This is a genomic window from Streptomyces sp. NBC_01717, assembly GCF_036248255.1.
Taxonomy (GTDB): Bacteria; Actinomycetota; Actinomycetes; order Streptomycetales; family Streptomycetaceae; genus Streptomyces.
This window is the reverse complement of sequence record NZ_CP109178.1, coordinates 6,739,075-6,756,749: the sequence shown is the minus strand read 5'-3', so window position 1 is coordinate 6,756,749 and position 17,675 is coordinate 6,739,075. Positions and strand designations below refer to the sequence as shown.

General features: G+C 70.4%; 19 protein-coding genes and 1 riboswitch. Of the genes, 9 read left to right on the top strand and 10 right to left on the bottom strand.

Annotated elements, in window-relative coordinates:
* From OHB49_RS30590 to OHB49_RS30580, 3 genes are all read right to left on the bottom strand, one after another.
* Nucleotides 1-366 carry an Rv2175c family DNA-binding protein gene (locus OHB49_RS30590; RefSeq protein WP_030919271.1) on the bottom strand — a complete coding sequence of 122 codons (366 nt, stop codon included), beginning with the start codon at nt 364-366 and terminating at the stop codon, nt 1-3.
* A 104-nt stretch (nt 367-470) separates the two neighbouring features.
* Entirely contained in the window at nt 471-1,730 is a 1,260-nt protein-coding gene (locus OHB49_RS30585) for an NAD(P)/FAD-dependent oxidoreductase (RefSeq protein ID WP_329164155.1), read from the bottom strand.
* Nucleotides 1,731-1,758: 28 nt separating this feature from the next.
* Nucleotides 1,759-2,100: a hypothetical protein gene (locus OHB49_RS30580; protein ID WP_329164154.1), complete on the bottom strand. Its 342-nt coding sequence runs from the start codon at nt 2,098-2,100 to the stop codon at nt 1,759-1,761.
* A 51-nt stretch (nt 2,101-2,151) separates the two neighbouring features.
* Nucleotides 2,152-2,264: riboswitch (TPP riboswitch) on the top strand.
* On the opposite strand from OHB49_RS30580, the gene thiO reads away from it, so the two are divergent.
* From thiO to OHB49_RS30550, 6 genes are all read left to right on the top strand, one after another.
* The gene (gene thiO, locus OHB49_RS30575; protein WP_329164153.1) at nt 2,262-3,497 is read left to right on the top strand and encodes a glycine oxidase ThiO; all 1,236 of its coding nucleotides are present in this window, start codon (nt 2,262-2,264) and stop codon (nt 3,495-3,497) included. It overlaps the preceding riboswitch by 3 nt.
* Nucleotides 3,494-3,712: a sulfur carrier protein ThiS gene (gene thiS, locus OHB49_RS30570; protein ID WP_030972942.1), complete on the top strand. Its 219-nt coding sequence runs from the start codon at nt 3,494-3,496 to the stop codon at nt 3,710-3,712. The genes thiO and thiS overlap by 4 nt, the downstream gene beginning before the upstream one ends.
* Nucleotides 3,713-3,714: 2 nt before the next feature.
* Nucleotides 3,715-4,509 (top strand): thiazole synthase, encoded by a 795-nt coding sequence (locus OHB49_RS30565; protein ID WP_329164152.1) that lies wholly within the window; start codon nt 3,715-3,717, stop codon nt 4,507-4,509.
* Between the two features lie 135 nt (nt 4,510-4,644).
* Nucleotides 4,645-6,588: a Stk1 family PASTA domain-containing Ser/Thr kinase gene (gene pknB / locus OHB49_RS30560; protein WP_030972945.1), complete on the top strand. Its 1,944-nt coding sequence runs from the start codon at nt 4,645-4,647 to the stop codon at nt 6,586-6,588.
* A 6-nt stretch (nt 6,589-6,594) separates the two neighbouring features.
* Nucleotides 6,595-7,452, top strand: a complete 858-nt coding sequence (locus OHB49_RS30555) for a deoxyribonuclease IV (RefSeq protein WP_030972947.1) — start codon at nt 6,595-6,597, stop codon at nt 7,450-7,452.
* An 84-nt stretch (nt 7,453-7,536) separates the two neighbouring features.
* Nucleotides 7,537-8,109, top strand: coding sequence for a DUF4396 domain-containing protein (locus tag OHB49_RS30550; RefSeq protein WP_443079679.1), 573 nt, complete (start codon nt 7,537-7,539; stop codon nt 8,107-8,109).
* 31 nt (nt 8,110-8,140) lie between these two features.
* Here OHB49_RS30550 and OHB49_RS30545 read toward each other — a convergent pair whose 3' ends face one another.
* Nucleotides 8,141-8,773, bottom strand: coding sequence for a sulfite oxidase-like oxidoreductase (locus tag OHB49_RS30545; protein ID WP_329164150.1), 633 nt, complete (start codon nt 8,771-8,773; stop codon nt 8,141-8,143).
* Nucleotides 8,774-8,927: 154 nt separating this feature from the next.
* Here OHB49_RS30545 and bfr point away from each other — a divergent pair, with 154 nt between their 5' ends.
* Nucleotides 8,928-9,407 carry a bacterioferritin gene (gene bfr / locus OHB49_RS30540; RefSeq protein WP_030972952.1) on the top strand — a complete coding sequence of 160 codons (480 nt, stop codon included), beginning with the start codon at nt 8,928-8,930 and terminating at the stop codon, nt 9,405-9,407.
* 26 nt (nt 9,408-9,433) lie between these two features.
* On the opposite strand, the gene OHB49_RS30535 is transcribed toward bfr, so the two are convergent.
* Both OHB49_RS30535 and OHB49_RS30530 read right to left on the bottom strand, forming a co-directional pair.
* A complete protein-coding gene (locus tag OHB49_RS30535; RefSeq protein WP_329164149.1) occupies nt 9,434-9,754 on the bottom strand; it encodes a (2Fe-2S)-binding protein in 321 nt (106 codons plus the stop codon).
* Nucleotides 9,755-9,924: 170 nt separating this feature from the next.
* Nucleotides 9,925-11,271, bottom strand: a complete 1,347-nt coding sequence (locus tag OHB49_RS30530) for a class II 3-deoxy-7-phosphoheptulonate synthase (RefSeq protein ID WP_030919235.1) — start codon at nt 11,269-11,271, stop codon at nt 9,925-9,927.
* Between the two features lie 102 nt (nt 11,272-11,373).
* On the opposite strand from OHB49_RS30530, the gene OHB49_RS45895 reads away from it, so the two are divergent.
* The gene (locus OHB49_RS45895; RefSeq protein WP_107063558.1) at nt 11,374-11,430 is read left to right on the top strand and encodes a trp operon leader peptide; all 57 of its coding nucleotides are present in this window, start codon (nt 11,374-11,376) and stop codon (nt 11,428-11,430) included.
* Nucleotides 11,431-11,520: 90 nt separating this feature from the next.
* Complete coding sequence (locus OHB49_RS30525; protein ID WP_329164148.1) at nt 11,521-13,407, top strand: anthranilate synthase family protein; 1,887 nt, start codon at nt 11,521-11,523, stop codon at nt 13,405-13,407.
* A 38-nt stretch (nt 13,408-13,445) separates the two neighbouring features.
* Here OHB49_RS30525 and OHB49_RS30520 read toward each other — a convergent pair whose 3' ends face one another.
* From OHB49_RS30520 to macS, 4 genes are all read right to left on the bottom strand, one after another.
* A complete protein-coding gene (locus OHB49_RS30520) occupies nt 13,446-14,450 on the bottom strand; it encodes a 2-hydroxyacid dehydrogenase (protein WP_329164147.1) in 1,005 nt (334 codons plus the stop codon).
* 68 nt (nt 14,451-14,518) lie between these two features.
* On the bottom strand, nt 14,519-15,547 hold the full coding sequence (locus tag OHB49_RS30515) for a 6-phosphofructokinase (RefSeq protein ID WP_329164146.1): 1,029 nt from the start codon (nt 15,545-15,547) through the stop codon (nt 14,519-14,521).
* Between the two features lie 152 nt (nt 15,548-15,699).
* Complete coding sequence (locus tag OHB49_RS30510; protein ID WP_329166675.1) at nt 15,700-16,344, bottom strand: response regulator transcription factor; 645 nt, start codon at nt 16,342-16,344, stop codon at nt 15,700-15,702.
* Nucleotides 16,345-16,424: 80 nt separating this feature from the next.
* Entirely contained in the window at nt 16,425-17,675 is a 1,251-nt protein-coding gene (gene macS, locus OHB49_RS30505; RefSeq protein ID WP_329164145.1) for a MacS family sensor histidine kinase, read from the bottom strand.

The following is a 17,675-nucleotide window of genomic DNA, read 5'->3' as shown; positions in this document are numbered from 1 at the left end:
TCAGACGGCGAGCGCCTGGGCGCGGCGCTTCACCTCCGTGCCGCGATTCTCGCTCAGCGCCTGCGCCGGGGTACCCGGCAGGGTCGGGTCGGGAGTGAAGAGCCACTCCAGCATCTCTTCGTCGGTGTAGCCGTCGTCCCTCAGGAGCGTCAGGGTGCCGGAGAGGCCCTTGACCACCTTGTTGCCGTCGATGAAGGCAGCAGGTACCTGGAGCGTCCGGTTCTCACCACGTCGTACGGCGATGAGCTGGCCCTCCTTGACCAGCTGCCGCACGCGCGTCACCTCGACATCGAGCATTTCGGCGATGTCGGGAAGGTGGAGCCAGGCGGGGACGAGAGCATCAATCTTTGCGTCAATCTCGGTCACGGAGACAAGCGTGCCATCCCGGACCGACAGTCGGTACCCGGACCCGACCGGAAGGGGGTCGGCCCAGTGCCCGCAAGGGCTCCGGAACCCCTCCGGGCGTGCCGCTACGGGGCATCGGCCCTGGCCGACTTCAGCGGTACGGCGGGGTCGGCCGCCCGCGCCGGATCCAGCCGTGCCCCAGCCTCGATGAGTTTGCGTCCCTGGGCCAGATCGCGCGGCCTGCCGACGGCCAGGACGGCGACCAGTGCGCCGTCCCGCAGCCAGCACACGGACCAGGTGGGATCGGCCGGGTCGCCGCGCCAGAGCAGCGTGTCCGCGCCCCCGTGATGGCCCGCGTACTGCACGAACCGGTCGAACTGCTCGGACCAGAAGTACGGCACGGGGTCGTATGCCAGGAGCGACGACGCCCCGTCCGCACCGGCACCGATGATGTTGGCGGCGGCGGTCCGCGGCCCTTGGACGGCGTTGTCCCAGTGATGGACGAGGAGCCGTGTGCCGTACCGCGCGGAGGGGAAGGACGCGCAGTCCCCGACCGCGTACACATCGGGCAGCGAGGTGCGCAGCGCGGCGTCGGTGGTCACCGATCCGTCCGGACCGAGGGCGATGCCGGAGCCGGCCAGCCAGCCGGTGGCAGGCCGGGCGCCGATCCCGACGACCACCGCTCCGGCGGCAACCGTGCGGCCGTCCGCGAGGACCACGCTGCCGGGCTCGATCCGTGCCACCGGGGCGCCGGTGAGGAGTTCGGCGCCGCTCTGCGCGTACCAGCGGGCCATCGGGGCGGCGACCTCGGCGGGCAGGACGCCCGCGAGCGGCAGGTCGGCGGCCTCGACGACGGTGACCTCGCAGCCCGCGGCGCGGGCTGCGGTGGCGAATTCGGCGCCGATCCAGCCCGCCCCGACGACCACGACGGTGTGCTGCTGGTCGAGGACCGGCCGCAGCCGTGCGGCGTCGTCGAGGGTGCGCAGCAGATGCACGCCGGGCACCCCCTCGGAGCCGGGCAGCACCACCGGTTCGGCGCCGGAGGCGATGACCAGGACGTCGTACGGGACGGGGCCCGCCAGGGTGTCCAGTTCGTGCGCGTCGGCCCGTAGGCCGGTCACGTCACGGCCCAGTTGCAGCTCGATGTCCAGCTCTTCGAAGTCGATGTCGAAGGCGGAGCCTTCTGCCGTGCCGAGCAGCACCGCCTTGGACAGCGGGGGCCGGTCGTACGGCTGGTGGGGTTCGGCACCGATCAGGGCGACCGGGCCGGTGAAGCCCTGTTCCCGCAGGGCCACCGCGGTCTGCACGCCGGCCATGCCCGCACCGACGATGACGACGCGGCGCTCTGTCCGCCGGTCCGGCTGCTCTGTCTGCTGCTCGCTCACCTGTCCACCTTAAGCATCTGACGAATCATCAGTTCGTGAGTTCCTCGACCACGCTCGTCCCGCTGCCCTCCTGCGACTCCCATTCCCAGCACTCCTCCAGCCGCACCCGGCCGTCCGCGAGGCCGACGACGGTGGAGACGCAGTGTCCGGAGGAGGTCGTCCCGTCCTGCTTCAACTGGACGTAGCGGAAGTCGACTCGATCGCCGGTGCGGGTACCGACGAGATGGCCCCGGAGCACTTCCCCGCCCGCGTAGTCGGCCCAGATCGCACCCTTCTCCTCGTGGTACGTGAAGCGGGTCCGGGTGCCGACCTGACCCGGCGCCTGGTCGGCGACCGGCGAGAGGACGAGTCCGTCGAGTGAACGGGCCACGGTGGCTGCTCCCTTACTGGGGCCGGGTGACGGGGTTTAGGGTGGCCAACGTAAGACACTCGCGGGAGCCCGGACGCACCGGGCTGAGAGGGAGGCTGGGCGGCCTCCGACCGTACGAACCTGATCCGGGTCATGCCGGCGAAGGGAGGGGCTGGACGCCCATGCGACCCTCCGGGAGCACATCAGCGGTCGGATCCGACGCACCCGGATCCGACGTCCTCGTCATCGGGGGCGGAATCATCGGCCTGGTGACCGCCTGGCGGGCGGCGCAGCGCGGCCTGCGCACCGCGGTCGTCGACCCCGACCCGGGCGGCGGTGCCGCCCGGGTCGCGGCCGGAATGCTCGCCGCCGTCACCGAACTCCATTACGGCGAGCAGATGCTGCTCGGTCTCAATGTCGCCTCCGCCGCGCGGTACCCGGCCTTCGCGGCCGAGTTGGAGGCGGCGAGCGGCCAGGACATCGGCTTCCGGGCCTGCGGCACCCTCGCGGTCGCCCTGGACTCCGACGACCGCGCCCATCTACGGGAACTGCACGCGCTCCAGCAGCGTTCGGGGCTGCAGTCGGAGTGGCTCACCGGCCGCGAGTGCCGCCGCCTGGAACCGATGCTGGCGCCGGGTGTGCGCGGCGGTCTGCGGGTCGACGGCGACCACCAGGTCGACCCCCGCCGGCTGGCCGCCGCCCTGCTGGCGGCCTGCGAGCGGGCCGGGGTGGTCTTCCACCGCGACCGGGCGGAACGCCTGGTGGTGGTACGGGACCGGGCCACCGGAGCCCTGCTGGCAGCCGGCACGGAGCTCGCCGCCGACCAGATCGTGCTCGCCGCAGGCAGCCTCAGCGGGCGGCTCGCGGGTCTGCCGGCCGAGGTCGTGCCGCCCGTCCGGCCGGTGAAGGGACAGGTGCTGCGGCTGACCGTGCCCGCCGCGTACTCGCCGTTCCTCACCCGGACCGTACGGGCCGTGGTCCGCGGCAGCCATGTCTATCTCGTCCCGCGCGAGAACGGCGAGCTGGTCGTCGGCGCCACCAGCGAGGAGATGGGCTGGGACACCACGGTCACGGCGGGCGGGGTGTACGAGCTGCTCCGCGACGCCCACGAGCTGGTGCCCGGCATCACCGAACTGCCGCTCACCGAGACCCGGGCCGGCCTGCGCCCGGCCTCCCCCGACAATGCCCCGCTGCTCGGCCCCACCGCCCTGCCCGGCCTGCATCTCGCCACCGGCCACCACCGCAACGGGGTGCTGCTCACCCCCGTCACCGGTGACGCCATGGCCGAGCTGTTGACCACCGGCGAGCTGCCCGCCGTGGCCCGCCCGTTCACCCCCGGGCGGTTCGCGCCCGCCGCCGTACCGCCGCCCGCCGTGCCTCCCGCCACCACCTCCGCACGTCAGGAGCAGCCCGCATGACCGACTCCGTCGCGCTCTCCGTGTCCGTGAACGGTGATCCCCGCTCGATCGCCGCCGGCACCACCCTGGAAGCTCTCGTCGTCACCCTGACCGCGGCGACCTCCGGCGTCGCGGCCGCTGTCAACGAGACCGTCGTCCCGCGCAGCCGGTGGTCCACCGCGGCGCTCGCCGACGGCGACCGGATCGAAGTTCTCACCGCGGTCCAGGGAGGCTGACCTTGTCCGACGATCTCTTCACCCTGGGCGGCACCACGTTCGGCTCCCGGCTGATCATGGGGACGGGCGGGGCGCCCAGCCTCGACGTGCTGGAACGCTCGCTGACCGCGTCCGGCACCGAGCTGACCACCGTCGCGATGCGCCGCCTCGATCCGACCGTGCAGGGTTCGGTGCTCTCCGTGCTGGAACGGCTCTCGATCCGCGTCCTGCCGAACACGGCGGGCTGCTTCACCGCGGGCGAGGCCGTGCTGACCGCGCGGCTGGCCCGCGAGGCGCTGGGCACCGACTGGATCAAGCTGGAGGTGGTGGCCGACGAGCGGACCCTGCTGCCCGATCCGATCGAGCTGCTGGACGCCGCGGAGACGCTGGTGGACGACGGTTTCACCGTCCTCCCGTACACGAATGACGACCCGGTGCTGGCTCGGAAGCTGGAGGACGTGGGATGTGCGGCGATCATGCCGCTCGGCTCCCCGATCGGCTCCGGTCTCGGCATCCGCAACCCGCACAACTTCCAGCTGATCGTCGAGCACGCCCGGGTACCGGTGATTCTCGACGCCGGCGCCGGGACCGCGTCGGACGCGGCGCTCGCGATGGAGCTGGGATGCGCGGCAGTGATGCTGGCGTCGGCGGTGACCCGGGCGCAGGAACCCGAGCTGATGGCGGCAGCGATGCGGCACGCGGTGGACGGCGGACGGCTGGCGTACCGCGCGGGCCGGATCCCTAGGCGCCACTTCGCCGAGGCGTCGTCACCGATGGAGGGGCGGGCTGCGCTGGACCCGGAGCGGCCCGCGTTCTGAGCACCCGTACGCACGCGGGCCGCACAGCGCCGCAGGCGTGTGACGCGCATGTCCCTGTCACGGCTCGGCTGCAGTACGGCCCCGGGATCGCCCGGCCCGTCAGCCCTGTCCTCGGCGGCTCGTAGACTCGCTCGTGTGGATACGACCCTCCAGGACCCTTCCCCGGCGTTCGGCCAGGGAGACCCCATCGTCGGGCAGCTGCTCGACGGCCGCTACCGCGTCGATGCCCGCATCGCCGTGGGCGGGATGGCCACGGTCTACCGGGCCATGGACACCAGGCTCGACCGGGTGCTCGCCCTCAAGGTGATGCACCCGGCCCTCGCGACCGACGCCTCGTTCGTCGAGCGTTTCATCCGCGAGGCCAAGTCCGTGGCCCGGCTCGCGCACCCCAATGTGGTCGCTGTCTTCGACCAGGGCGCCCAGGGGGCGTACGTCTACCTGGCGATGGAGTACGTGGCGGGCTGCACGCTGCGCGACGTCCTGCGTGAGCGCGGCGCCCTGCAGCCGAGAGCCGCGCTGGACATCCTGGAGCCGGTCCTCGCGGCGCTCGGCGCCGCACACCGGGCAGGCTTCGTGCACCGCGACATGAAGCCGGAGAACGTCCTCATAGGGGACGACGGCCGGGTGAAGGTCGCGGACTTCGGTCTCGTACGGGCCGTGGGTTCCGACACCAACACCACCGGAACGGTCCTCGGCACCGTCTCCTATCTCGCCCCCGAGCAGATCGAGCACGGCACGGCGGACACCCGCACCGATGTGTACGCCTGCGGCGTCGTGCTGTACGAGATGCTGACGGGCGCCAAGCCGCACACCGGCGACACCCCCGCCCAGGTCATCTACCAGCACCTCAACGAGGACGTGCCGGCGCCGTCGGCCGTCGTGCCGGGGCTCGCGACCGAGCTGGACGAACTGGTCGCGAGCGCCACCGCCCGGAACCCGGAGGCCCGTCCGTTCGACGCCGTGGCCCTGCTCGCCGAGTCCCGTACCGCGCGGGCCACGCTCACCGACGGCCAGCTGGACGCCGTACCGCCGCAGGCCCTCGCCGAGGCACACGACGACGCCGAGGACCGGACGAGCGTGATCCGCCGGGTGCTCCCGGTCGACCAGGGCACCGCCCATCACACCAGCCGGCTGGAGATGCCCCCTCCCCTGCCGCCCGAGCCGGCGAGGAGCGGGCCGCGACGCGATGGTCCGCGGCGCGGGATGCTCACTGCGATCGTCGCCGTGCTGCTGGTGCTGGGGGTCGGCGCCGGTGTCTGGTACATCAACTCGGGACAGTTCACCCGGGTCCCCTCGCTGCTCGGCCAGACCGAGAAGGCCGCCCGCGAGCGGCTCTCGGACTCCGGCCTCGAGCTGAAGGGCGTCGACCGGGCCTACAGCGACGACATCGACCGCGGCAAAGTCATCAGCAGCGACCCGAAGTCGGGCGCCCGGATCCGGGGCAACGGCTCGGTGAAGATCGTCGTCTCGCGCGGCCCCGAAATCGTGAAGGTCCCCGACGTCCGGGGCACCGGGCTCGCCGAGGCCAGGCGCGCACTGAAGAAGGTGGGCCTGGTGCCCGGCATGGTCACCAAGGAGTTCAGCGAGGACATCGGGCAGGGCGAGGTGATCCGTACGGATCCCGGAGCGGGCGCGGAGCGCCACCCCGACTCCGCGGTCGCCCTGGTCGTCAGCAAGGGCAGCCCGGTCGATGTCCCCGACCTGACCGGGCTGTCGGTCCAGGAGGCCACCGACGCGCTGGACGAGGAAGGCCTGAAGACCGAGGTGCTGCCGGGCCGGGTCAATTCGCCCGAGGCCGCGGGCGACATCGCGCGTCAGTCACCGGGCGGGGGCACCCAGGCAGCCGCGGGCGACACCATCACGCTCACCGTCTCCAAGGGCCCGCGGATGATCGATGTCCCGGATGTCACCGGCAAGGACGTCGACGAGGCCACACGCCTGCTGAAGGCCGCGGGCTTCGAGGTCGAGGTCGACCGCCCGTTCCTCTCCTTCAGCGACACGATCGCGAGCCAGTCCGTCGACGGCGGCGACCGGGCCCCCGAGGGCAGCACCATCACCATCAAGACCAAGGGACTCTAGATCCGTATGCGCAACCCAGTCGGCGGCCATGTCCCGGTGGCCGGCGGCCTCGCCAAGGTCGGCCTGCCCTACGCCCGCGAGATGGGGGCGGAGGCCGTCCAGGTCTTCGTCGCCAATCCGCGCGGCTGGGCGACACCGGCCGGGAACCCGGCGCAGGACGAACAGTTCCGCGCCGAGTGCACCGCCGAGTCGATACCGGCGTACGTCCACGCCCCGTATCTGATCAACTTCGGCTCGCACACCGAGGCCACTGTCGAGAGGTCAGTGGAGTCGCTGCGCCACTCCCTGCGCCGGGCCCGCGAGATCGGCGCCCTGGGCGTCGTGGTGCACACGGGCTCCGCGACCGGCGGCAGGCCGCGCGCGGAGGCCCTGGCCCAGGTGCGGACGCACATGCGGCCGCTCCTCGACGAGCTGACCCACGACGACGACCCGTTTCTGCTGCTGGAGTCGACCGCCGGACAGGGGTTCTCGCTCTGCTCACGGACCTGGGACTTCGGCCCGTACTTCGAGGCGCTGGACGCCCACCCCAAGCTCGGTATCTGCCTCGACACCTGCCACATCTACGCGGCAGGCCACGACCTGGCGGGCCCGGCGGGCATGAAGCAGACCCTGGATCTGCTGGTGGAGACGGTCGGTGAGGGCCGGCTGAAACTGATCCACGCCAATGACTCCAAAGACGTGGTGGGGGCCCAGAAGGACCGGCACGAGAACATCGGCGCCGGGCACATCGGCGAGGAGCCGTTCCAGGAGCTGTTCTCGCACCCGGCGACGGCCGGGGTGCCGCTGGTCATCGAGACGCCGGGCGGCAAGGAAGGCCACGCGGCGGATGTGGCGCGACTCAAGGAGCTGCGCGACCGGGGCTGAATTCGCGAAAGCATGAGGAATACCCCCAGGGGGTATACGGTTCCTGCGGTGGAAGGGAACCGCTACCGGCATTGGGGGATCGCCATGCAGCACGACACGCGCGACGGACAGCACGAGCAGCAGGGCCGGCATGAGCACGAGCACCATGGCCACGACAGCCGGCACACAGACCACGCAGACCGTTCAGCTCACGCCGGCCACTCGGCGCTCGCTCCCGGCAAGGCCGGCTGGCCCATGGCGGCCCGCGCCACGCTGCACTGCCTCACCGGATGCGCCGTCGGCGAGATCCTCGGCATGGTGATCGGTACGGCCTTCGGCTGGGGCAACGCGGAGACGATGACCCTCGCGATCATCCTGGCCTTCGCATTCGGCTACACGCTGACGCTGCGCTCCATCCTCAAGGCCGGCGTCGACTTCCGTACGGCGTTCCGGGTCGCCCTCGCCGCCGACACCCTCTCCATCGCGGTGATGGAGCTGATCGACAACGGTGTGATCGCGCTGTGGCCGGGCGCCATGGACGCGCAGCTCGCCGACGCGCTGTTCTGGGGAGCCCTCGCGCTGTCGCTGACCGCCGCCTTCGTCGTCACCACACCGGTCAACAAGTGGATGATCGGCCGCGGCAGGGGGCACGCGGTGGTGCACCCGTACCACCACTGAGGGCGGACCCGCAGCGACCGGGCCCGACGGGTCAGAGCTCGGGGCCGTCCCCGGGCTCCTCCTGGTAGGAGTAGCGCTGTTCCTTCCACGGGTCGCCGATGTTGTGATAGCCGCGCTCCTCCCAGAAGCCCCGGCGATCGGCGGTCATGTACTCGATGCCCCGGACCCACTTGGGCCCCTTCCAGGCGTACAGATGCGGTACGACGAGACGCAGCGGGAAGCCGTGCTCGGCGGTGAGCAGTTCACCGCCCTGGTGAGTGGCGAAAAGTGCTCGGTCCGCGGCGAAGTCCGTGAGCCGCAGGTTCGAGCTGAATCCGTACTCGGCCCAGACCATCACATGGGTGACCTGGGGCGAGGGCGGCGCCAGTTCGAGGATCGTACGGGCGAGAACCCCGCCCCATTCGGCACCGAGCATGCTGAATTTGGTGACGCAGTGCAGATCGGCGATGACCGAGGAGAACGGCAGGGCCGAGAACTCCTCATGGTTCCAGCAGCGCTTCTCGCCGTCCGCCGTGGCTCCGAAGACCCGGAACTCCCAGCGGTCGGGCTTGAACTTGGGAACGGGCCCGTAGTGGGTAACCGGCCAGCCGCGCTGCAGTCGCTGTCCCGGCGGAAGCTCGGACTGCTCTGATTCGCGGTATTCCCGGCTTTCCGGCTGACCCATGACTCCATGGTGACAGACAGGCAGGGGTGGTCATGACCAGGGCAGAGGCGATTCAGGGCAACCCCTACTAAGCGTGTACTTACTGGACGACCGATGGGTGCGGTGCGAGGATGCGGCCAACTTGCCCGGTTCACGGTTGGAAGGAGCCTCTGCGATGCAGGGCGACCCCGAGGTCCTCGAGTTCCTGAACGAACAGCTGACCGCCGAATTGACTGCCATCAACCAGTACTTCCTGCATGCAAAGATGCAGGAGAACTTCGGCTGGACGAAGCTGGCGAAGTACACGCGCTCCGAGTCGTTCGACGAGATGAACCACGCCGAGAAGCTGACGGACCGCATTCTCCTTCTCGACGGACTACCCAACTACCAGCGACTCTTCCATGTGCGGGTCGGCCAGACCGTCACGGAGATGTTCCAGGCCGACCGCCAGATCGAGGTGGAGGCGATCGACCGGCTCAAGCGCGGTGTCGAGTTGATGCGCGGCAAGGGCGACATCACGTCCGCGAATATCTTTGAGTCGATCCTCGAGGACGAGGAGCACCACATCGACTACCTCGACACCCAGCTGGAGCTGATCGAGAAGCTCGGCGAGCCGCACTACATCGCGCAGCAGATCGAGCAGCCGGACAGCTGAGGTCCCGAGCCTCCCGAGTCCTGAGTTCAGGCCGCGTCGGGGAGCCGGATGCCCGGGACTCTGCCGGGGGCGATGCCCGGAGCCCCGCCGGGGGCGATACCCGGCGCCCTGCCCGGGTCGGCGTCGGAGGCCGCACCGGACTCGACACCGGGCGTCAGCTTCTGCTCGAGCAGCTCGCGACGACCGCACGCGCCGCGGCCCAGCATCGCCTGGATCCTGCGGACACAGCCGCCGCAGTCCGTGCCCGCCTTGCAGGCGGAGGCTATCTGGCGGGGGGTGCACGCCCCGGCGTCCGCATGCTCCTTGACCTGCTGCTCCGTAACGCCGAAGCACGAGCAGACGTACATGCGGTTCACCTCCCGACGGGATCGATCGTTGGCGCCGTCCCGACTGATCGGTGAGGCTAACCTAACCTTACCCGGCGCTCCACTCCCGTAAAGCCCCGGTACGACTGTGGGGCACGGATCACATCGATCCGTGCCCCACAGTCGTACGTGCGGTACCCGCGGTGACTGTCCTACTGGTCCCGGTACATCTCGGCGACCAGGAAGGCCAGGTCCAGCGACTGGCTGCGGTTGAGGCGCGGGTCGCAGGCCGTCTCGTAACGCTGGTGCAGGTCGTCCACGAAGATCTCGTGGCCGCCGCCGACGCACTCGGTGACATCGTCACCGGTGAGCTCGACGTGGATGCCGCCCGGGTGCGTACCGAGGCCCTTGTGCACCTCGAAGAAGCCCTTGACCTCGTCCAGGACGTCGTCGAAGCGACGGGTCTTGTGGCCGGAGGCCGCCTCGAAGGTGTTGCCGTGCATCGGGTCGGTGACCCAGGCGACGACCGCCCCGGAGGCGGTGACCTTCTCGACCAGCGCGGGAAGTTTGTCGCGGACCTTGTCGGCGCCCATGCGGACGATGAAGGTCAGCCGGCCGGGCTCGCGCTCCGGGTCGAGGCGTTCGACGTAGCCGAGCGCCTCGTCGACGGTGGTCGTCGGGCCGAGCTTGATGCCGATGGGGTTACGGATCTTCGAGGCGAACTCGATGTGTGCGCCGTCCATCTGACGGGTGCGCTCACCGATCCAGACCATGTGGCCGGAGGTGTCGTACAGCCGGCCGGTGCGCGAGTCGGTGCGGGTCAGCGCCGACTCGTAGTCCAGCAGCAGTCCCTCGTGCGACGAGTAGAACTCGACCGCCTTGAACTCGGCCGGGTCCGTGCCGCACGCCTTCATGAAGTTCAGCGCGTTGTCGATCTCGCGGGCCAGCGCCTCGTAGCGCTGACCGGACGGGGACGACTTCACGAAGTCCTGGTTCCAGGCGTGCACCTGGCGCAGGTCGGCGTATCCACCGGTGGTGAAGGCGCGGACCAGGTTCAGCGTGGAAGCGGATGCGTGGTACATCTGCTTCAGTCGCTCAGGGTCCGGGATCCGGGCTTCCTCGGTGAAGGCGAAGCCGTTGACGGAGTCGCCGCGGTAGGTCGGCAGGGTGACGCCGTCGCGGGTCTCGGTCGACTTGGAGCGCGGCTTGGAGTACTGGCCGGCGATCCGGCCCACCTTGACGACGGGCACGGAGGCCGCGTAGGTCAGGACGGCGCTCATCTGGAGCAGCGTCTTCAGCTTGGCCCGGATGTGGTCGGCGGACACGGCGTCGAAAGCCTCGGCGCAGTCGCCGCCCTGCAGCAGGAACGCCTCGCCCTTGGCGACGGCTCCCATGCGGGCGCGCAGCTGGTCGCACTCGCCCGCGAAGACGAGCGGCGGATACGACGTGAGGTCCGCGAGTACATCGCGCAGAGCCTCGGCATCGGGGTACTCGGGCTGCTGCGCCGCGGGAAGGTCTCGCCAGGTGTTGCCACCGGCGACGGAGGTATTGGCGTTCACGGTCACATCCACAACATTACGGGGTCTCGTGGGGCGCTCATCCGTAGGCTCAACAGATGAGACGCCCGTCTGGACCGGTGGACGTCCGGTAGGGTGCGGAACATGTTCGCGCAGACGCATCAGAACTGGTGGTGGACCGCTCATCCGGCGGCCCACTGATTCATCGCGCGACAGACCACGCGAAGGCCGCCCGAGGGGCGGCCTTCTCTGCGTTTCGGGAGCCGTTCCTCCATCCGGAAGGAACACCTCATGCCCGACCCCACCGAGCTCGTCGTCCAGCGGCTCCTGACGGACGACTGCCCGCCGTTCGCACTGCTGCGCAGGCGCACCCCCGGCCGAGATCACGACACCGTCGAGGTCCTGATCGGACGGGTGCGGGAGGTGGACCGGCTCGCCGATCTGCCCGTCGGTCCGCAGCCGTCGCTCGCCCTGGTGCCGTTCCGGCAGATCGCCGAGCGCGGTTTCGACGTGCGCGACGACGGGACACCGCTGTCCGTACTGGTCGCGGACGAGACGTACGAACTGCCGCTCGCCACCGTGCTCGACGTGCTGCCCACCCATGACGTGCGGGTCGAGGGCGGGGCCTTCGACGTACCCGACGAGGAGTACGCCGGGATCGTCCGGCGGGTCATCGAGGACGAGATCGGACACGGCGAGGGCGCGAACTTCGTCATCCGGCGTACCTTCCAGGGCGGGATCCCCGGCTTCGACCGGGCCGACGCGCTGGCACTCTTCCGGCGGCTGCTTGCCGGTGAGCGGGGCGCGTACTGGACGTTCGTCGTACACACCGGCGACAGGACGCTGGTCGGCGCCAGTCCCGAGGTGCATGTGCGGATGTCCGGCGGGACGGTCGTGATGAACCCGATCAGCGGGACGTACCGCTACCCCGCCGAGGGGCCGACCGCCGAGAGTCTGCTGGCCTTTCTCGGTGACCGCAAGGAGACCGAGGAACTCTCCATGGTGGTCGACGAGGAACTGAAGATGATGTGCACCGTCGGTGACATGGGCGGGGTGGTGATCGGGCCACGTCTCAAGGAGATGGCCCATCTCGCGCACACCGAGTACGAGCTGCGCGGGCGCTCCTCACTGGATGTGCGGGAGGTGCTGAAGGAGACCATGTTCGCGGCGACGGTCACCGGTTCGCCCGTGCAGAACGCCTGCCGGGTCATCGAGCGGTACGAGCCCGGCGGGCGCGGATACTACGCCGGCGCGCTGGCCCTGCTGGGGCAGGAGCCGGGCGGGGCGCAGACCCTCGACTCGCCGATCCTCATCCGTACCGCCGACATCGCGGCCGACGGGCGGCTGCGGGTGCCGGTCGGGGCGACGCTCGTACGCCACTCCGATCCCGCCGGCGAGGTCGCGGAGACCCATGCGAAGGCGGCCGGGGTGCTGGCCGCGCTGGGGGTGCGGCCCGGGCGGCCACGGGCCGAGAGGACACGTCCGCGGCTGGCCGGCGATCCTCGGGTGCGGGCCGCGCTGGACGCCCGGCGGGACGGGCTCGCACCGTTCTGGCTGCGGATGCAGGAGCGTACGCAGGAGCTGTCCGGCCATGCACTGGTGATCGACGGCGAGGACACCTTCACCGCCATGCTGGCGCATCTGCTGCGCGCCTCGGGCCTGGAGGTGTCGGTGCGGCGCTACGACGAGCCGGGGCTGCGCGAGGCTGTCCGGGCGCACCTGGGCCCGGTCGTGCTGGGCCCCGGGCCCGGGAATCCGGCGGACACCGGCGATCCGAAGATGCGGCTGCTGCGCGAGTTCGCGGCGGAGCTGGTCCGGGACCACCGGCACGGGCTGCTCGGGGTCTGCCTGGGCCATGAGCTGATCGCGGCGGAGCTGGGCCTGGAGATCGTCCGCAAGACCGTGCCGTACCAGGGCGCGCAGACCCGGATCGAACTGTTCGGGCGCCCGGAGACGGTCGGCTTCTACAACAGCTTCACCGCTCGCTGCGACGACGAGACGGTCACCGAGCTGGCTGCGCATTCCATCGAGGTGAGCCGGGACGCGGCCACCGGAGAGCTGCACGCGCTGCGCGGGGACGGGTTCGCATCGGTGCAGTTCCACCCGGAGTCGGTGCTGACGCTGCGCGGGGCGTCGATCGTCGCCGAGCTACTGGCGGGGCTGCCCGTGCACAGCTGACGCCGGACGCGGGCGGGGCTCCGGAGGAGATCCGGGGCTCAGTCCTCGCGGAGCGCGGGAACGAGGACGTTGTCGCTGCGGCGGCGGGCCAGGTAGTCGGCGACGTTCTGCACGGTGGCTTCGATGATCTGTGCCACGGCGTCCTGTGTGTAGTACGCCTGGTGCGAGGTGACGATCACGTTCGGGAAGGTGACGAGCCGGGCCAGGGTGTCGTCGTCGATGCCCTCCAGGGACTTGTCGAGGAAGAAGAGTCCGGCCTCCGCCTCGTACACATCGAGTCCGACGCCGGTGAAGCGGCCCGCCCGCAGTTCGGCGACCAGAGCGGTGCTGTCGATCAGTCCGCCGCGACTGGAGTTGATCAGGATCGCGTCGTCCTTCATCAGGGACAGGGCGTCCTTGCCGATGATGCGACGGGTCGCGGGCAGCAGCGGGACATGGAGGCTGATCAGATCGGACTCGGCGAAGAGCTGTTCCTTCTCGACGTACGTCATGCCGAGCTCGACGCAGGCCGGGTTCTCGACCACGTCCCAGCCGAGCAGCTTCATCCCGAAGCCATGAGCGATACGGGTGAAGGCCTCGCCGATCTTGCCCGTACCGACCACGCCGGCCGTACGGCCGTGCATGTCCCGGCCGAGGAGGCCGTCGAGGCGGAAGTCGAAGTCGCGGGTGCGGCTCGCGGCTCGGATGATCCGTCGGTTGACCGCCATGGCGAGCGTCCAGGCGAATTCGGCGACCGCGTACGGCGAGTAGAAGGAGACCCGGGCGACCCGCAGCGCAAGGCGTTCGGCGACGTCCAGGTCGATGTTGTTGAAGCCGGTGGAACGCTGGGCGATCATCTGCGTGCCGCCCGCGGCGAGGGTCTGCAGCACGCTGCTGCCCAGATCGGCGTTGACACTGGTGGAGATGATCTCGTAGCCCGCCGCGATGGGCGCGGTGTCCTTGTTGAGGAAGACGTCCAGGCAACGGACTTCGTGCTGTCCGGCGAAGGCCTTCTCGATCAGCGGCTTCTCGTCGGACTGCACACCGAATGCCAGGATTTCCACGGTTTCTCCAGACAGGCAGGAGTACGGACCGGATAGCCGCGAATATACGGCCCGTACCCCCGCCGTGCTCAGCCGAAGAAGACGCCGACCTCCGTGTAGAGCGCCGGGTCGACCGTCTTGAGCCGGGCGGTCGCCTCCGCGATCGGCACCCGCACGATGTCCGTGCCCCGCAGGGCGACCATCACACCGAAGTCGCCGTCCCTGACGGCTTCGATGGCGTGCAGCCCGAAGCGGGTGGCCAGCCAGCGGTCGAAGGCGCTGGGGGTGCCGCCACGCTGGACATGGCCGAGCACCGTGGTCCTGGCCTCCTTACCGGTGCGCCGCTCGATCTCCTTGGCCAGCCATTCACCGACGCCGGACAGCCGGACATGGCCGAAGGAGTCGTGGGATCCGTCCTTGAGGATCAGCTCCCCCTCGGCGGGCATGGCGCCCTCGGCGACGACGACGATCGGTGCGTAGCTTGCCCGGAAGCGGGAGGTCACCCAGGCGCAGACCTGTTCGATGTCGAAGCGCTGCTCGGGGATGAGAATGACGTTAGCGCCGCCTGCCAGCCCGGAGTGGAGCGCGATCCAGCCCGCGTGGCGGCCCATCACCTCGACGACGAGGACCCGCATATGGGACTCGGCGGTGGTGTGCAGACGGTCGATGGCCTCGGTCGCGATGCCGACCGCCGTGTCGAAACCGAAGGTGTAGTCGGTGGCCGAAAGGTCGTTGTCGATGGTCTTGGGAACGCCGACGCACGGGATGCCGTACTCGTCGGACAGGGTCGCCGCCACGCCGAGCGTGTCCTCGCCACCGATGGTGACGAGCGCGTCGACCTCGTACTTGGCGAGGTTGTCCCTGATCCGGCGGACCCCGTGCTCCGCATTGAGGGGGTTGGTGCGCGAGGAACCGAGGATGGTGCCGCCGCGCGGCAGGATGCCGCGCACCGCCGGGATGGAGAGCGGGACGGTCTCCCCCTCCAGCGGGCCGCGCCAGCCGTCCCGGAAGCCGATGAAGTCGTAGCCGTACTCCTGCACGCCTTTGCGGACGATGGCGCGGATGACCGCGTTGAGCCCGGGGCAGTCGCCGCCCCCGGTCAGTACTCCGACCCGCATGGAAGCATCCCTTCGCCGAAGTGAGCTCGCTACGACCACGCTAATGGTGATCCAGGTCACTCAGGGATGGGTCGGAAGGTCAATTCCCGCGCAATAAACCGGAGTTGATCACCCGTGTCGCCGAGGCGCAGTCGCTCTCGGCGTTCCTGCTCTCAGACGTCGTCGAGGCCGCGTTCGATCGCGTACCGCACGAGCTCCACCCGGTTGTGCAGCTGGAGTTTGCCCAGGGTGTTCTGGACGTGGTTCTGGACGGTGCGGTGCGAGATGACGAGCCGCTCGGCGATCTGCTTGTACGAGAGCCCCTTGGCGACGAGCCGCAGCACCTCGGTCTCCCGGTCGGTCAGCTGTGGGGCCTTCGGCTCGTCGGACGCGACGGGCACCGGCTCGGAGGCCAGCCTGCGGTACTCGCCGAGCACCAGTCCGGCGAGGCCCGGGGTGAAGACCGGGTCGCCGACCGCGGTGCTCCGCACGGCCTCGGTCAGCTCCTGCGTACTGGCCGACTTGAGCAGATAGCCGGTGGCGCCGGACTTCACCGCCTCCAGTACGTCGGCGTGCTCGCCGCTCGCGGAGAGCACCAGGACCCGCAGGCCGGGATGGGAGCCGACGAGCTCCTTGCAGACCTGGACGCCGGGCATCCCCGGCAGATTGAGGTCGAGCACCAGGACGTCAGGGGTGACGGCCCTCGCCCGGCGTACGGCCTGCGGGCCGTCACCGGCGGTCGCCACCACGTCGAAGCCCGACTCGGCGAGATCGCGGGCGACGGCGTCGCGCCACATCGGGTGGTCGTCGACCACCATCACCCTGATCCCCCGCTGCGTGGCGCCCTGCCCGCCCGCCGCGCTCGTCGCGCCGGTCGCTTTCGTCACGTTGTCCGCGCTCATCGGCCGGAACCTGCCTTCCCCCGTGAATCGTTCGGAGTCCTCGAAACCTTTGGGACCTTCAACTCGACCTCGGTGCCCTGGCCGGGCACCGAGATCAGCTCTGCCGTGCCGCCCAGGTCACGCAGCCGCCCCCGGATCGACAGGGCGACCCCCATCCGCCCCTCCCCCTCTGCCTGCGCCAGCCGCCCCTCCGCAATGCCCGGGCCGTCGTCCCGGACCGTCACGATCACCTCGTCCGGCCAGTCCTCGACGAGGATCCAGGCCTGGGCGTCCTGGCCCGCGTGCACCCGCACATTGTCCAGGGCGGCACCGACAGCGGCCGCGAGTTCCTTCGCCGCCGCCGGAGCGAGCAGTACCGGGGCGCCGGGCTCCGCGAAGCTGACCCGGGAGCCGGCGTGCGGGGCGAGCAGGGAGCGCAGATCGCATGCGGCCCCGCCGGCCGGGCCGTCCTCCTCGTCGTCGACCTCGACGGTACGGACCACCGCGCCCTCGGCGGCGTCCTCGGAGACCCGGGTGGTGGGCACCAGTCCGCTGGAGACCAGGGTGCGCAGGGCGACCTCCTGTTCCCCGGCCATCCGGCCCAGCTCGGCCGCCTCGCCGCCCAGCGCAGTGCCACGGCGCTGCACCATCGCGAGGACCTGGAGAACGCTGTCGTGGATGCCGCGGGCCAGCCGCTCGCGTTCCCGGGTGGCGGCCTCGATCTCCAGGGCGCGGGCCAGGGTGCGCTCACTGGCCCTGGCCACCTCGACGACGTAACCGATGGCGATGGCGGCGACCCAGACCAGCAGGACGTTGTGGAAGGTGTCGCGGCTGGGTTCGCCGCGCTCGACGATGTTGGCTGCGGCGACGAAGGTGGAGGCGAAGGCCGCCCACCGCCAGCCGCCCTTGATCGCGAACGCCAGGACGGAACCCGCGGTCCAGATGGACGGCAGGGTCGAGCCGTCCATGTGCTGGGCGTCGAAGTCCGCGAGCGGGGTCAGCAGAATACCGACCAGAGCAAGCGCGAGGTCGGCACCGAGAAAGCGCTTGGTGCAGCTCACCGCGCCCGCGACCTTGGGGAGCGTGGCGAGGGTCCAGGCGGCCATGACGACCAGGTAGCCGAAGGCCACCCAAGGCCGCTCGTACTCGCCCCGGCCGAAGACGGCGAGCAGACTCGCATAGAGCATCGTCAGAATCCGGTACGCGGTCAGCGCACGCCACAGCGGCTGCTCGACCGACATGCGTACGACCCGCTCGCGCTTGGCCAT

Coding starts and splice junctions, on each gene's coding strand:
- thiO (WP_329164153.1), top strand. CDS start 2,262: ATGCGACCCTCCGGGAGCACATCAGCGGTCGGATCCGACGCACCCGGA.
- thiS (WP_030972942.1), top strand. CDS start 3,494: ATGACCGACTCCGTCGCGCTCTCCGTGTCCGTGAACGGTGATCCCCGC.
- OHB49_RS30555 (WP_030972947.1), top strand. CDS start 6,595: ATGCGCAACCCAGTCGGCGGCCATGTCCCGGTGGCCGGCGGCCTCGCC.
- OHB49_RS30550 (WP_443079679.1), top strand. CDS start 7,537: ATGCAGCACGACACGCGCGACGGACAGCACGAGCAGCAGGGCCGGCAT.
- OHB49_RS30545 (WP_329164150.1), bottom strand. CDS start 8,773: ATGGGTCAGCCGGAAAGCCGGGAATACCGCGAATCAGAGCAGTCCGAG.
- bfr (WP_030972952.1), top strand. CDS start 8,928: ATGCAGGGCGACCCCGAGGTCCTCGAGTTCCTGAACGAACAGCTGACC.
- OHB49_RS30535 (WP_329164149.1), bottom strand. CDS start 9,754: ATGTACGTCTGCTCGTGCTTCGGCGTTACGGAGCAGCAGGTCAAGGAG.
- OHB49_RS30525 (WP_329164148.1), top strand. CDS start 11,521: ATGCCCGACCCCACCGAGCTCGTCGTCCAGCGGCTCCTGACGGACGAC.
- OHB49_RS30515 (WP_329164146.1), bottom strand. CDS start 15,547: ATGCGGGTCGGAGTACTGACCGGGGGCGGCGACTGCCCCGGGCTCAAC.
- OHB49_RS30510 (WP_329166675.1), bottom strand. CDS start 16,344: ATGGTGGTCGACGACCACCCGATGTGGCGCGACGCCGTCGCCCGCGAT.
- macS (WP_329164145.1), bottom strand. CDS start 17,675: ATGGCCAAGCGCGAGCGGGTCGTACGCATGTCGGTCGAGCAGCCGCTG.